Origin of the sequence: Brevibacterium iodinum ATCC 49514 (genome assembly GCF_900169265.1) — a bacterium.
Classification (GTDB): Bacteria; Actinomycetota; Actinomycetes; order Actinomycetales; family Brevibacteriaceae; genus Brevibacterium; species Brevibacterium iodinum.
Window position 1 is genome coordinate 107278 of sequence record NZ_FXYX01000006.1, and the last position, 14444, is coordinate 121721.

Annotated in this window: 15 protein-coding genes; 12 read left to right on the forward strand and 3 right to left on the reverse strand. The window is 66.2% G+C overall.

Annotated features, from left to right (window positions below):
* Window positions 1-294: 294 nt before the first annotated feature.
* The 4 genes from BI49514_RS06720 to BI49514_RS06735 all read left to right on the forward strand — a co-directional run bounded on the left by BI49514_RS06720 (window position 295) and on the right by BI49514_RS06735 (window position 3661).
* A complete protein-coding gene (locus BI49514_RS06720; protein WP_167443997.1) occupies window positions 295-828 on the forward strand; it encodes a P-loop nucleotide/nucleoside kinase family protein in 534 nt (177 codons plus the stop codon).
* On the forward strand, window positions 825-1130 hold the full coding sequence (locus tag BI49514_RS06725) for a YtxH domain-containing protein (RefSeq protein WP_145996188.1): 306 nt from the start codon (window positions 825-827) through the stop codon (window positions 1128-1130). Before BI49514_RS06720 ends, BI49514_RS06725 begins: the two co-directional genes overlap by 4 nt.
* A gap of 290 nt (window positions 1131-1420) precedes the next feature.
* The gene (paaZ, locus tag BI49514_RS06730) at window positions 1421-3457 is read left to right on the forward strand and encodes a phenylacetic acid degradation bifunctional protein PaaZ (protein ID WP_101545386.1); all 2037 of its coding nucleotides are present in this window, start codon (window positions 1421-1423) and stop codon (window positions 3455-3457) included.
* A 15-nt stretch (window positions 3458-3472) separates the two neighbouring features.
* Complete coding sequence (locus BI49514_RS06735) at window positions 3473-3661, forward strand: hypothetical protein (RefSeq protein ID WP_101545388.1); 189 nt, start codon at window positions 3473-3475, stop codon at window positions 3659-3661.
* A 212-nt stretch (window positions 3662-3873) separates the two neighbouring features.
* Here BI49514_RS06735 and BI49514_RS06740 read toward each other — a convergent pair whose 3' ends face one another.
* The 3 genes from BI49514_RS06740 to paaI all read right to left on the reverse strand — a co-directional run bounded on the left by BI49514_RS06740 (window position 3874) and on the right by paaI (window position 6615).
* Window positions 3874-4500 (reverse strand): TetR/AcrR family transcriptional regulator, encoded by a 627-nt coding sequence (locus BI49514_RS06740; protein ID WP_101545453.1) that lies wholly within the window; start codon window positions 4498-4500, stop codon window positions 3874-3876.
* Between the two features lie 105 nt (window positions 4501-4605).
* Window positions 4606-5901, reverse strand: coding sequence for an AMP-binding protein (locus tag BI49514_RS06745; RefSeq protein ID WP_101545455.1), 1296 nt, complete (start codon window positions 5899-5901; stop codon window positions 4606-4608).
* Between the two features lie 174 nt (window positions 5902-6075).
* Complete coding sequence (gene paaI / locus BI49514_RS06750) at window positions 6076-6615, reverse strand: hydroxyphenylacetyl-CoA thioesterase PaaI (RefSeq protein ID WP_101545390.1); 540 nt, start codon at window positions 6613-6615, stop codon at window positions 6076-6078.
* A gap of 683 nt (window positions 6616-7298) precedes the next feature.
* On the opposite strand from paaI, the gene paaA reads away from it, so the two are divergent.
* From paaA to BI49514_RS06790, 8 genes are all read left to right on the forward strand, one after another.
* Window positions 7299-8333, forward strand: coding sequence for a 1,2-phenylacetyl-CoA epoxidase subunit PaaA (gene paaA / locus BI49514_RS06755; RefSeq protein ID WP_101545392.1), 1035 nt, complete (start codon window positions 7299-7301; stop codon window positions 8331-8333).
* Window positions 8330-8671 carry a 1,2-phenylacetyl-CoA epoxidase subunit PaaB gene (gene paaB, locus BI49514_RS06760; protein WP_244195294.1) on the forward strand — a complete coding sequence of 114 codons (342 nt, stop codon included), beginning with the start codon at window positions 8330-8332 and terminating at the stop codon, window positions 8669-8671. The genes paaA and paaB overlap by 4 nt, the downstream gene beginning before the upstream one ends.
* 13 nt (window positions 8672-8684) lie before the next feature.
* A complete protein-coding gene (paaC, locus tag BI49514_RS06765; protein ID WP_101545394.1) occupies window positions 8685-9665 on the forward strand; it encodes a 1,2-phenylacetyl-CoA epoxidase subunit PaaC in 981 nt (326 codons plus the stop codon).
* 5 nt (window positions 9666-9670) lie between these two features.
* Entirely contained in the window at window positions 9671-10270 is a 600-nt protein-coding gene (gene paaD / locus BI49514_RS06770; RefSeq protein ID WP_101545459.1) for a 1,2-phenylacetyl-CoA epoxidase subunit PaaD, read from the forward strand.
* The gene (gene paaE, locus BI49514_RS06775) at window positions 10270-11388 is read left to right on the forward strand and encodes a 1,2-phenylacetyl-CoA epoxidase subunit PaaE (RefSeq protein ID WP_101545396.1); all 1119 of its coding nucleotides are present in this window, start codon (window positions 10270-10272) and stop codon (window positions 11386-11388) included. Before paaD ends, paaE begins: the two co-directional genes overlap by 1 nt.
* Window positions 11389-11479: 91 nt before the next feature.
* A complete protein-coding gene (locus BI49514_RS06780; protein WP_101545398.1) occupies window positions 11480-12646 on the forward strand; it encodes a thiolase family protein in 1167 nt (388 codons plus the stop codon).
* 11 nt (window positions 12647-12657) lie between these two features.
* On the forward strand, window positions 12658-13563 hold the full coding sequence (locus BI49514_RS06785; RefSeq protein ID WP_244195358.1) for an enoyl-CoA hydratase/isomerase family protein: 906 nt from the start codon (window positions 12658-12660) through the stop codon (window positions 13561-13563).
* Window positions 13560-14411: a 3-hydroxyacyl-CoA dehydrogenase family protein gene (locus tag BI49514_RS06790; protein WP_101545400.1), complete on the forward strand. Its 852-nt coding sequence runs from the start codon at window positions 13560-13562 to the stop codon at window positions 14409-14411. Before BI49514_RS06785 ends, BI49514_RS06790 begins: the two co-directional genes overlap by 4 nt.
* The last annotated feature ends 33 nt before the right edge of the window (window positions 14412-14444 follow it).

Sequence of the window (14444 nt, forward strand, 5' to 3'; positions counted from 1 at the left end):
GGTTTGGCGGCGGACGGATGGACGTCTGCCTCGACTGACTGCTTGGTCAGTAATTGCCTCTGACTATATTGCAGATGGTGGTCGATGTCACCTGCGTGAAGGCCGAATCCGGCCCGATCCACCGCTGCTGCTCGTTGGCGGTGGAGATCGGTGAGTCAGCGACCTGCTTCTGAATCGTTGCTCGGTGAGGTTATCGTGGCCGAATGGCTCAATTCTGCCGCGTGCAGCAGAGCCTCGGGGCGGTGAGCGTCTCTGCGGCGAATCCAAGGAAGGGACCGAACGATGGCAAGCACAGTGATCCTGGTCAACGGCCTCCCTACCTCCGGGAAGTCCACGCTGGCCTCTGACCTCGCCGAGGCCGCGGACATCCCGTTGCTCTCTGTCGACGAGGTGCTCGAACGGCTCGTCGATTCCGTGGACTACCGCTTCCCCCGGGGTCCAGCCCATGAGCTCGCAGGCAGAGTGGCATGGAGGCTGGCATCCCTCGTCGAGGACACGGTGGTGGTCGAGTCGTTCTGGGCTCTCGAACGTGATCTCGACAGTGTCAAGGAGGGCCTGCGAATCGCCAGGGCTGAGGCGGTCGTCGAAGTATGGTGCGACGCACCTCTGGAGGAGGCCGTCGAGCGATACGAGAACCGAGACCGTCACGGGATACACGAGGACGATCCGAATGATGTCGATCTGTGGCGGCGAAGTGCACCGCTCGACGTCGGGCCGGTCGTGCGCATCGATACGAGCAGCGATTCGTCCAAGGCATCGGGTGCAGAGGTGCTCGCGGCAGTGCAGGAGCTTCTGACAAAGGGTGAAACAGAAGAAAGAGGGGCATGATGAAAGGCAGACTTCTATTGGCGATCGGCATCGGAGTGGGATACGTCCTCGGTTCCCGCGCTGGTCGACAGAGCTATGAATCGCTCACGCGATGCGTCCAGGACCTGTGGGGCGACCCCAGGGTCCGGGCCCGTGTCTCGAAGGTCGAGGACTCGGTCAAGGAGAAGGCTCCGGCCGCCCAGGACAAGGCGGAACAGGTGCTGAAGGCCGTCGGTGAGAAATCGAAGAAGGTAGGCGATGAGGCGAAGGCGAAGATTACCGGCGATTCGGCCGAGGATCCGATGGAGGACAGTCATGGCTGAGATCTCCGATACCGAGCACTTCAGGTCAGTCGAAAAGCCATCGAGGCCGAGCTCGGTGTCATCGCCGCCGAGTGGGAGCAGCAGGGGCGCATCGAGCCGGTCGTGGACAAGGACACCGGTGAGATCCATCCCGATGCGGAGCGTGAGCTGCTCGATCGTTTCTGAACTGCTCTGACGACTCTTTATGACAATTACCGACCGATTGGTTAGTATATTGCTAGGAATCGGCAGCGGTGCCGAATGCGGCCGCCGTGGACCGGGAGACGTCGTTTCACCAGGGAGAGCAAAGCATGACCGAAATCCTCAGTTCCTATGTGGCCGGAACCTGGCACACACCGGCAGCGACCGATTCCGCCCGGCCCGTCCGCGACGCCGGCACGGGGGAGCTCCTGCACTCGGTGAGTTCGGCCGGGGTCGACTTCGCCGCCGTCGCCGACCATGCCCGGACCACCGGCATCGCCGAACTGCAGAAGCTGACCTTCCACCAGCGCGGTGTGATCCTCAAGAAGCTCGCGACCTACCTCATGGAGCGCACGAAGGACTACCACGAGATCTCCTTCACCACCGGCACCACCAAGCGCGACGCCTTTGTCGACATCGAAGGCGGAATCGGCACACTCTTCACCTACTCCGGCGTCGCCCGCCGCCAGATGCCGAACTCGACCGTCCACCTCGACGGCGGAGTCGAGCGCCTGTCGAAGAACGGCACCTTCGTCGGCCGCCACATCCTCACCTCCCGGCAGGGCCTCGCGCTGCAGATCAACGCCTTCAACTTCCCCGTCTGGGGCATGCTCGAGAAGTTCGGACCGATGTTCGTCGCCGGCGTCCCCGTCGTCGTCAAACCCGCCACCGACACCGCCCACCTGACCCACGCCGTGGTCGCGGATATGATCGAATCCGGTCTGCTCCCTGCCGGCTCGATCCAGTTGGTCACCGGTGACGTCACCCCGCTGTTCGACCACCTCGCCGAACAGGACGCGATCGCGTTCACCGGCTCCGCGAACAACGCCCGCACGCTGTCCGGGCTCGACTGCGTGACCGAGCGCGGAACTCGATTCTTCGCCGAGGCGGACTCCCTGAACTTCTCCCTGCTCGGTCCCGATGTCGGCCCCGGGACGCAAGAATTCGATCTCTTCGTCTCCGGCGTCGTCGCCGAGATGACCGTCAAGGCCGGACAGAAGTGCACCGCGATCCGCCGCACCTTCGTCCCCGAGGTCCACGCCGAGGCGGTCGGTGAAGCCATCACCGCGAAGCTCGCCACCCAAGGGGTGGGGGACCCGCGCGAGAAGTCCACCCGCCTGGGTCCCGTCGTCTCCGACAAGCAGCGCACCGACGTCCTCGACGCGGTCGACCAGATCATCGCCGGGGGAGCGCATCTGCTCGCCGGCGGCCGTGAGGAATCAGATCGTCTGGCTGCCGAACACGGTGGTGCCTATGTCGCGGCCACCGTCCTCCGGGCCGATGATGCCTGGTCCGATGCCGTCCACGACATCGAGGCTTTTGGGCCCGTGACCTCGATCATCACCTATTCCGACACCGAGGATGCCGTCCGCCTGGCCGCCCGTGGCCGCGGTTCGCTGGTCGGCTCCGTCGTCACCCACGACCGTGAGTTCGCGACCGAATTCGTCCGGAAGATCGCCCCATGGCACGGCCGTGTGCTCGTCCTCGATCGTGACGATGCCGAAGAGTCGACCGGCCACGGCTCGCCGCTGCCGAACCTCATCCACGGCGGCCCCGGACGCGCCGGCGGCGGTGAGGAGATGGGCGGACTGCGCGGTATCACACACTTCATGCAGCGCACCGCGATCCAGGCCTCCCCGGACATGCTCACCGCGATCGGCGGGGAATGGGTCAACGGATCGGAGCGCCGCCTCGGCGATCATCCGTTCACGAAGTCGCTTGAGGACCTGCGCATCGGCGACACCCTCGATTCGGAGTGGCGGGAGGTCACGCTCGACGATATCGAGCACTTCGCGAACTTCACTGGGGACACCTTCTACGCCCACATGAACGAGGAGGCGGCCGCCGCGAACCCGTTCTTCCCGGGACGCGTGGCGCACGGCTACCTCATCGTGTCCTTCGCCGCCGGACTCTTCGTCCAGCCGGACCCGGGTCCGGTGCTCGCAAACTACGGACTCGAGGGTCTGAACTTCATCACGCCCGTCTCCCCAGGTGACAAGCTCAAGGTGACGCTGACCGCCAAGCGCATCACCCCGCGTGAGACCGACGAATACGGTGAGGTCCGCTGGGACGCACAGGTCGTCAACCAGAACGACGAACCCGTGGCGAACTACGACGTGCTCACGCTGGTGGCCAAGGAGTACTGAGGGAGATCTGTTCGGGTGACGGTCGTGCCTGCCGGGCAGGAACGCGACGAGCTCGACGGAGAGCTTCGGCACGAACGCCTCCTTGAAAAGGACGACGTCGATGAGGCCATCGTCGATGGCCGTCTCTGCGGAGAGCTTGAGCTCGCCCCCCCAGAACGTACTGGTTTGAGTTCCTCGGCTGGTGTCGTCAAAACCACGCTGTGACTATTCAGGGGCGACCCTGCGCCGGAGCCAGCCGCGAAACGCGGGAAAGTGCTCGGCTGGAACAGATCATCGGCGCAGGATCGAACTGTTCGGGCCGCAGGGACACCGGGCAGCCACCGTCGGAGCGATCTGTCAGACCGCGGAGTTGAACAAGCGCTGCTTCTGCGAATCCTTCCCCGCTCTGGGGGGGGGACCTCCTGGTCGCTCGACCATCAGGCTTCCAGGCCTTGGAAGGCCATCGTGGTGACCGCCTCGGCGATGGTGTCGGGATCGACGGGATAGCTGGGTCGGTACCATTCGGTGATCGAGTTGACCATGCCGAAGAGCAGGCGGGTGATGAGGCCTGGGGTGAAGTCCGAGCGCAGACCGCCCTCGGCGATGGCTGCCTCGACGAGAGCACGGACCTTCGCATCGATATTGCGTCGGGCCTCGAGGGCTTCGCGTTCCAGCGGTGAGTTTCCGCGCACGCGCAGCAGCAAAGTCACCGAATGGTGGTACTCGATGAGGATGACCACGCTTGCGCGCACGGCCAGGTGCAGGCGTTCGAGCGCGGTGACGTTCTCCCGCAGACTCTCGGTCTCCACGGCCGAATCCAGGGCACGGACGCCGCGGCTGATCGCCAGGTGAAGCAGCTCTTCCTTCGACTTCACGTGATGGTAGATCGCCGACTTCGTGATGCCGAGCTCACGGGCCACGGTGTCCATCGAGGTGCCGTCGTAGCCACGGGAGACGAAAACCTCCGTGGCTTTGTTGATGAGCGTCTCCCGGTCGTAGCCGGGACGGCCACGTCGGGAGCGTTTGGGGGCGGCCGCCTCGGCGGGGGTGGTCGTTTCGGGCATGCGCATCAGTCTAATCGGCCAGCTCGGTGGGTGCCGCGACCCAAGTCACAGCACTCACCTCGGCGCACATCCGCAGCGTTGCTTCCGCGTATGCCCCGCCTCATCTCAGCGCACGCCTTCGCGGCGGTCGATGATGCGCTTCATCTTGCCGACCGAGCGCGGCAGGTCGCCGGGCATCTTGATGTCGATGGTGCAGGAGACGCCGAGGCGCTCCTTGATGCGGGCGGCCACGAGCTTGTCGAGGCCGTCGAGCTCGACGGCGCCGATGCCTTCGCGGGCCTCGACCTCGACGGTCATCTCATCCATCCGGCCCGGGCGTGTGAGGATGAGTTGGAAGTGGGGGCTCAGGGGTGAGAATTCGAAGAGTACGGTCTCGACGTTCGCGGGGTAGACGTTGACGCCGCGGATGATCATGAGGTCATCGGAGCGACCGGTGATGCGCGAGATGCGGCGGAAGTTCGGCCGCGCGGTGCCCGGCAGCAGCGTTGCGAGATCGTGCGTGCGGTAGCGGATGATGGGCAGCGCTTCCTTCGTCAGAGAGGTGAAGACGAGTTCGCCCTCCTCGCCGTCGGGCAGCACCTCGCCGGTGAAAGGGTCGACGATCTCCGGGTAGAAGTGGTCCTCCCAGATCGTCGGGCCGTCCTTCGTCACCGCGGACTCGCAGGCCACGCCGGGGCCCATGACCTCGGAGAGGCCGTAGATGTCGACGGCATCGATGTTGAAGGAGTTCTCGATCTCCTTGCGCATCTCGTCCGTCCACGGCTCGGCGCCGCAGATCGCGGTCTTCAGGCTCGTCGAGGTCGGGTCGATGCCCTGCTTGTGGAATTCGTCGAGGATCGTGAGCAGGTAGGTCGGGGTGGCCGTGATGATGTCCGGCTCGAAGTCCTGGACGAGCTGCACCTGGCGCGGGGTCTGACCGCCGGAGATCGGGACGACGGTGAACCCGTGACGCTCCGCCCCGTGGACGCCGAGTCCGCCGGTGAAGAGGCCGTATCCGTAGGCGTTGTGCATCATCTGCTCTCGCTTGCCGCCGGCACCGAGGATGGAGCGGGCAATGAGGCTGCCCCACCTGTCGAGGTCGCCCAAGGTGTAGCCGACGACGGTCGGCAAGCCCGTCGTTCCCGAGGAGGCGTGGATGCGCGCGACCTGATCCTGGGGGACAGCGAACATCCCGAACGGATAGTTGTCGCGCAGGTCCTGCTTGGTCGTGAACGGCAGCTTCGCGATGTCATCGAGGCTCGTGACGTCCGCCGGGGTGACGCCGAGTTCGTCGAAGGCCTTCCGGTAGAAGGGCACGTTCTCGTACACCGATTTCACCGTCGTCTTGATGTTCTTCAGCTGGTCGGAGCGCAGCTCGTCCAGGCTCATCCGTTCGCCGGCGTCGAGGTCGGTTTCAGTCATCATCGTCTCCTTGCGAATCTCTTCTGTGTGTCAGATCCAAAGACCGCCGAGGTGGTCCACCGTTCTTCGGTGTCCGGTCGTGAACGGGTGCTTCGGTGGGGGTGGTCCGGCGCGGCACGGTGCCTGTCGCGGAGCCGGCAGTCGTGGGGCTGGCGGTCGTGGGGCTGGCCGGGTCTACTTGCGGTCCGGCAGCGTGCGGGACCGGCCGCGGTAGGTCGCGATGATCTCATCGCCGCGGGTGACGGTGACGTCGTAGATGCCCGAGCGGCCCTGCTTGACGACTTCGTGGCCGCGAGCGACGAGCTCGTCACCGAGGTACGTGGGTTTGAGGAAGTCGATGCCTCCGCCGGAGGCGACGGTGATCGAGCCGGGATAGTTGCAGGCCATCGCGAAGGTGGTGTCGGCGAAGAGGAAGACGTAGCCGCCGTGGGTGATGTCGTGGCCGTTGGTCATGATGTCGGTGACCGTCATCGAGCACTGCGCCCAGCCGGGTCCGTGGTCATCGACGGTGATGCCCAGGTGCTGGGAGGCGCGGTCATTGGCGAACATCGCGGCGGCGCCGGTGAGTTCCTCGGTGGGGGCCGCCTCGGTGGATGCTGTGGGATCGGGCTGTGGAGCCGCCTCGGTGGGGGACTCGGGTACCGCCCCGGTGGGGGTGGAGGTGTTCGGGGTCTGTGACTCCGCGGTCGTCGTATCGTGGGTGGGCTGCCCCATGGGCGGCTCCTCCTCGAGTCGCGGGTTCAGGCGCCGGTGCACGAGGAGTGCCTGCGCCGCTGCGTGTGGACGACGGTGAGAGTTCCCCGTAATCCCGGACGGTCAGCCCGTCGGACAATAAACGACCATCTGGTCAATAAATATCGTTCCGATCGTCGCCGGTGTCAAGTCACGGGGTGTGGTTGGGGTGTGTTCGTCTGCGAATCGCGCAAGCATCGTCAAGCGCAGGCGGGAATGGGTCACTATCGGATAGCTGCCGAGAAATATAGGTCAGCATCGGATGCTTTTCGGCGGGCGAAAGTATCCGGGGCTGACCTATATTCTGCGGGCGCCGCGTGGGTCGGAGGGAGTTTGCCTGGTCGATCCGGCAGGCGCCGCGCTGGTAGTGCGATTGTTGGGTCGATCCGCGGTGGTTTCGTCGCCGATGACGCCGTGGATCGACCCAACAATCCACTGATCGGCACGGCCACGCGGCACGGCGGCGGGTCTGAGCGGCTCTTTCGCGTGGGCGGCATTGCACCCGGGCCGGGGGTGTGCGACACTTGTGGCAACAATACAGAACAAATGGTCAGTAAATGGATTTCCTCGGGCCAGAGGTCTGACGATGGTCGGACCGATGAGGAGGTCGGCAGCCGCTGACCGAGCCGGGTCCTGACAAGGGCACATCCAAGGGTGGAGTGGTCATGACAACTCAAGTGAACGACAACCGCTTCGACGAGGCGGCGCTGCAGGAGCAGTTCGACGCCACGATCGAGGCCAAGGATCGGATCGAACCCCGGGACTGGATGCCCGAGGCCTACCGCAAAACGCTCATCCGCCAGGTCGCGCAGCACGCGCACTCGGAGATCATCGGCATGCAGCCAGAAGGCAACTGGATCTCCCGCGCACCCTCCCTGCGGCGCAAGGCGATCCTGCTGGCGAAGGTCCAGGACGAAGCCGGACACGGCCTCTACCTCTACTCGGCCGCCGAGACCCTGGGCGCCACGCGCAACGAACTCACCGAGAAGCTCGTCGCCGGCAAGCAGAAGTACTCCTCGATCTTCAACTACCCGACCCTGTCCTACACCGATGTCGGCACGATCGGCTGGCTCGTCGACGGGGCGGCCATCTGCAACCAGGTCCCGCTGTGCCGGACCTCCTTCGGCCCCTATGGCCGCGCGATGATCCGCATCTGCAAGGAAGAGTCCTTCCACCAGCGCCAGGGCTACGAGCTGCTGATGACGATGATGCGCGGGACCGAGGCTCAGCGCGAGATGGTCCAGGAATCGGTCAACCGCTTCTGGTGGCCGGCGCTGATGATGTTCGGGCCTCCCGACGACAACTCGCCGAACACCGAGCAGTCGATGGCCTGGGGCATCAAGACCCACACCAACGATGAGCTGCGCCAGAAGTTCGTCGACATGTCCGTTCCGCAGGCCGAAGCCCTCGGCGTGACGTTCCCCGATGAGAACCTCAAGTGGAACGAGGAGCGCGGACACTACGACTTCTCCACCCCGAACTGGGACGAGTTCTGGGCTGTCGTCAAGGGCGACGGACCCTGCAACGAGCAGCGCGTCGCCCACCGCAAGCGCGCCTGGGACGAAGGAGCGTGGGTGCGCGAAGCAGCGCTCGCCTTCGCGGAGAACCAGACCGCCGAGGCGGCCGCCACCCCGGACGCGGCCGCGGACACCCCCGCCGCCGGAGTCGACACCACCACACCCGAGGAGACAGCGAAATGACCGAGACCAACCCCGGTCCCACCTCGGCGAAGGACGGATCCGCTGTGGGCTCGACCCGCGGCGAATGGCCGCTGTACGAGGTCTTCGTGCGCGGCAAGCGCGGACTCAACCACGTCCACGTCGGATCCCTGCACGCCGCCGACGACCAGATGGCCGTCCATCACGCCCGCGACGTCTACACCCGACGCAACGAAGGCGTGAGCATCTGGGTCGTCCGCGCCTCCGACATCACGGCCTCGAGCCCGGACGAGAAAGACCCGATGTTCGCCCCCAGCGGCGACAAGGTCTACCGCCACCCCACCTTTTACGACATCCCCGCCGATGTCCCCCATATGTGAGTAGGGGCGAGAAATGACTGCGCACAACGAACCCACCATCCACGTCGAACACGACGAAGCCGGCACGAACGTCGATCACGGCGACCACGACAACGCGTACTCCGGTCTGCTCGTCAACGATGCGAACTGGGCCTTCGGCACCGACTTCGAAGACCCCCTGGCCGGCGTCGACACCACCGTGCCCGACGGCGTCGACGCCAAGGACCTCGGCGCGTACTGCCTGATGCTCGGCGACGACGCGCTCGTCTTCAGCCAGCGGATCTCCGAATGGTGCTCGAACGCCCCTGACCTCGAAGAGGACATCGCGCTGGCGAACATCGCGCTCGACCTCCTCGGCCAGGCGCGTCTCCTGCTCGCCCGCGCCGCCGCAGCCGATCCGGAGCTCGTGCCCGAGCTGTTCGCCGGCTCCCCGGTGCCCGATGAGGACCGGCTCGCGTACTTCCGCAACGACCTGGGCTTCCGCAACGTCCGCCTCGCCGAGGTGCCCAACGGCGACTTCGCCGAGGCGGTCGCGAAGATCCTCATCTACTCCACCTGGCGCCTGTCGATCTTCGAACGCCTCACAGGCAGCCGCGACACCGTGCTCGCTGCCATCGCGGCCAAGGGCGTCAAGGAGATGTCCTACCACCGCGACTTCGCCGGGCGCTGGGTCGTGACTCTGGCCCGCGGCACCGAGGAATCTAGGTCCCGCCTGGTGGCGGCCCTCGATGGTCTGTGGCCGCTGTGGTCCGAACTCTTCGAGACCCATCCGGTCGAGACTGCCGTGGCCGAGGCCGGAATCGGCGTCGACCCCGCGACGGTGGCCGACGAAGCATCCGTGATCCTCGACCAGGTGTTCGCCGCGGCCGGAATCGACCGGCCCGAACGCGGCGGTCTGGCCGGAGTCGGCGTCCACGGAGGCAAGGGCCGCGACGGGCTCCACACCGAGGCCCTGTCGAAGCTGCTCGCTGAGATGCAGGTCGTCGCCCGGGAGCATCCGGAGGGGCAGTGGTGACCGCCATGCTCGAGACTTACCCGACCGACACCCGCACCGACTCCCGCACCGACTCCCACGCCGACACCCGCCCGGCAGTCGTGGCCGACGCCGCACCAGCCACCGACGCCGAGGCGATCGACCGTGCCTGGGCCGCCGCCGAACGCGTGACCGACCCCGAGATGCCGATGCTCACCCTCCTCGACCTCGGCGTGCTGCGCGACGTCACGGTCGAAGACGGCCACGTCGTCACCACCATCACGCCCACCTATTCGGGATGCCCGGCGATGGCGACGATGCGCGATGACCTGCAGCGTGAGCTCCTCGAAGACGGCTTCCCCGACGCCGAGGTGCGCGTGTCCCTGACACCCGCCTGGACGAGCGACTGGATCACCGAACGCGGCAGACAAGCACTCAAGGACGCCGGAATCTCCCCACCCGGCTCCGCCCCCGTCCGCACCGGCCCCGTGGCGCTGACCCTCATGCCCACCCGCCGCGCCGTGACCTGCGTGCTGTGCGGATCCGACGATGTCAGGCTGTCCTCCGAGTTCGGCGCGACCGCGTGCAAGGCCATGTACCAGTGCAACGTCTGCCTCGAACCGTTCGACCATGTGAAGGAGATCTGATGACCGATCTGATCGATCAGACCGCCGAGGCGGCCCCCGCCACCGATCCCGCCGGCGGACGCTCCCGGTCGGCTTTCTACCCGCTGACCGTGAAATCCGTCGACCACCTCACCGAGGATTCGGCCGCCGTGACCTTCGACGTGCCCGGCGAATACGCCGAACTCTTCGATTTCGCGGCCGGACAGTCCCTGACCCTGCGCCGCATCATCGACGGCCAGGAACACCGCCGCACCTATTCGATCTGCGCCCCGGCCGGAACCGCTCCGCGCATCGGTGTCCGCGAAGTCCCCGAAGGACTCTTCTCCCTGTGGCTGGTCAACGAAGTTCGAGCCGGCGACGTCATCGAGGTGCAGCCGCCCTCGGGCAGCTTCCGCGCCGAAGCCTCCGCCGGCGGCCGGCACCTGTGCATCGCGGCGGGTTCGGGAATCACCCCGATGCTCTCCATCGCCTCGACCGTGCTGTCCAACCCCGACGCCTCGGTGACCCTGCTCTACGGCAACCGGCACACGAACACCGTGATGTTCGCCGAGGAGCTCGCCGACCTCAAGGACGCCCGCAACCAACAGCTCGATCTCGTCCACGTCCTCTCCCGCGAACCCCGCGATGTCGAGCTGTTCTCCGGCCGCCTCGACGCGGAGAAGCTGCGGGATCTGCTCACCGCCATCGTCCCGATCGGCAGCATGGATCATGTGTGGCTGTGCGGCCCCTTCGGCATGCTCGAAGACGCCCGCAAGGTCCTCGCCGAATTCGATGTGCCGAAGGAGAAGATCCACTTCGAGCTCTTCTACGTCGACGAACCCCCACCGGAGGTCGTCCACGCAGACAAGGTCGTCGAAGGTGCGACGAGCGACGTTACGGTCATCCTCGACGGGAAGCGCTCCACCTCGGCGATGTCGCAGGGCAAGACCATCCTCGATTCCGCACAGGAATCCCGGTCCGATCTGCCGTTCGCCTGCAAGGGCGGCGTCTGCGGAACCTGCCGCGCGAAGATCTGCGGCGGCGAAGTCAACATGGTCCGCAACTACGCCCTCGAGGACGCCGAGGTCGAAGCGAACTTCGTCCTCACCTGCCAGACGTTCCCCGTCAGCGACGAGGTCACGGTCGACTTCGACTCCTGAGCGTCCCGAACCCCAGTGGGCGCGGGCCCGCACACCAACGGGTGCAAGCCCGTACCATGTCACCTACCCGAACTCTTCAGCGAGGAGACCCATGCCCGAGGCATTCATTCTGGACGGACTGCGCACCCCCATCGGACGCTACGGGGGTGCACTGGCCGACCAGCGGCCCGACGACCTCGTGGCGACCACGATGAAGACCGTCGTCGAGCGGACGGGCATCGACCCGACCGATATCGACGAGGTCATCCTCGGCTCGGCGAACCAGGCCGGTGAGGACAACCGGAACATCGCGCGCATGGCCGTGCTCCTGGCCGGACTGCCCGAATCCGTGCCCGGGTTCACGGTCAACCGTCTGTGCGCCTCGGGGATGACCGCGATCACGACGGCGCGGGCGATGATCGCCGCGGGAGATGCCGATGTGGTCGTGGCCGGCGGAGTCGAATCGATGACCCGTGCCCCCTGGGTGAGCGAGAAGCCCTCACGCGCCTGGTCGAAGCCGGGCCGGACCTGGGACACCTCGATCGGCTGGCGGTTCACGAACCCCGCCTTCGATGAGGACACGACTCTGTCCATGCCGCAGACGGCCGAACGCGTCGCCGAGAAGTGGAAGCTCACCCGCGAGGCCCTCGACGAGTTCGCCTACCAGTCGCACCAGAAGGCTTTGGCCGCGCAGAAGGCCGGCAGCTTCGGCCCGGAGATCCTGCCCATCGGAGACGTCACCGCCGATGAAGGTCCGCGCGCCGACTCGACCCAGGAGAAGCTCGGCAAGCTGCGTCCCATCCACGGACCCGGGGGCGTCATCACCGCCGGAAACTCCTCCTCGCTCAATGACGGTGCCGCCGTCGTCGTGCTCGTGTCCGAGGACTATGTGAACAAGCACGGACTCAACCCGCGCGCCCGCGTCGTCGCCGGTGCCAATGCCGGTGTGTCCCCGGAGATCATGGGCATCGGACCCGTCCCGGCGACCCGCAAGGTGCTCGAGCGCACCGGGTGGAAGGTCGGCGAGCTCGATGCCGTCGAACTCAACGAAGCCTTCGCCTCCCAGTCGCTGGCGTGCATGGGCGACCTCGGACTCGACCCGGAGACCGTCAACGGCTTCGGCGGAGCGATCGCGCTGGGCCATCCGCTCGGCTGCTCGGGCACTCGCATCACCCTGACCCTGCTCAACCGGCTGGAACAGGCCGATGCGAAGCGCGGACTGGCGACCATGTGTGTGGGCGTCGGTCAGGGATCGGCGCTGCTGCTGGAGCGCGTGTGAGCGCCGGGAGCATGGGGGCCGGCGGTATGGGAACGAACGGCACAGCCGGTGTGAGCGATTCCGCCTCCCCGCTGCTCATCGAACGCCACTCCGACCGGACGATCATCCGGCTCAACCGGCCCGAGGTCCGCAATGCCATCGACCAGACGATGGTCGATGCCCTCCACGCGGTGTGTGCCGAACTCGAGGCCGAACCGAAGGTCGCGATCCTCACCGGCACCTCCGGAGTCTTCGCCGCAGGTGCCGACATCTCGCAGCTGCGCAATCGTCGCCGCGATGATGCTCTGGCCGGGATCAACTCGAAGATCTTCTCTCGCATCCAGGAACTGCCGATGCCGGTCATCGCCCTCGTCGAGGGATTCGCCCTCGGTGGCGGTGCCGAACTCGCCTTCGCTGCGGACTTCCGCATCGGCACCCCGTCGACGAAGATCGGAAACCCGGAGACGGGTCTGGGCATCCTCGCCGCCGCCGGAGCCGCGTGGCGTCTGCGCGAACTCGTCGGCGAACCTCGCGCCAAAGAGATCCTGTTGGCCGGGCGGACCCTGCAGGCTGACGAGGCGAAGGCGATCGGTCTGCTCAATGACGTCGTCGACCCTGAAGACCTCGAATTGGCCGGTCAGGCGCTGGCGGATCGGATTGCGAGCTTCGCACCTTTGGCCGTGCGACTGAGCAAGTCGGCGTTCCACGCCCCGCGTGAAGCGCATCCGCTCATCGACAATGTGGCCCAGGCCGTGCTGTTCGAGACCGAGGAGAAGTTCGCCCGCATGGATGCGTTCCTGTCCAAGCGTGAGGCGAAGAAGGCGAAGAAGGCCGCCGAGGCGGAAGCGGCCGAGCGCGCACGCGCCGAAGCCGTGGCCACCGAAGCGAGTGACCAGCAGGACGAGACGCGCACCCGAGGAGAGGGCGACAACGCATGAGCGACACCACGACAGACACACCGGCCCGAGTTCCCGACGTCGTCGGCGTCTATGGCGGCGGACGGATGGGCGCCGGAATCGCGCATGCCTTCGCCACCGCCGGGGCCCGCGTCATCGTCATCGAGAACACCGACGAGACCGTGGCAGCTGCCCGGGAGCGCATCGATGCGTCTACGAGTAAGTCACAGTCCAAGGGCATCGAGGTGCCCGGAACCGTCGTCGTCGACCGTGACCCGACCCTGCTTGATGAGGCACTCCTCGTCGTCGAAGCCGTGCCCGAGATCGTCGAACTCAAGCAGGAGGTGCTCGCGGCCATTGCGAAGCACGCTCCTGCCGCGAGCATCGGCACGAACACCTCGGCGCTGTCGATCGATGAGCTCGCCGCGGCTCTGCCGCGGCCGCAGGCGCTCATCGGGCTGCACTTCTTCAACCCGGTGCCCGTGTCAGAACTCGTCGAGGTCGTCGTCGGCACGCACACCGATCCCAAGCTCGTCGACGTCGCCAAGGAATGGGTGACGGGACTAGGGAAGACGGCGATCATGGTGAAGGACTCGCCCGGATTCGCCTCCTCCCGCCTCGGCGTGGCTCTCGCTTTGGAAGCGATGCGGATGGTCGAGGACGGCGTCGCCAGCGCCGAGGACATCGATCGTGCCATGACCCTGGGCTACCGTCATCCGGCCGGGCCGTTGAAGACGACGGACATCGTCGGTCTCGATGTGCGCCTCGGCATCGCCGAGCACCTCGCGGCCGAGATCGGCGAGCGTTTCACGCCCCCGCAGATACTCAAGGACAAGGTCGCCGCGGGCAAACTCGGCCGCAAGACCGGGCAGGGTTTCTACACCTGGTGACACAACCACTGCAAGGACACGCAAAGGAGCATC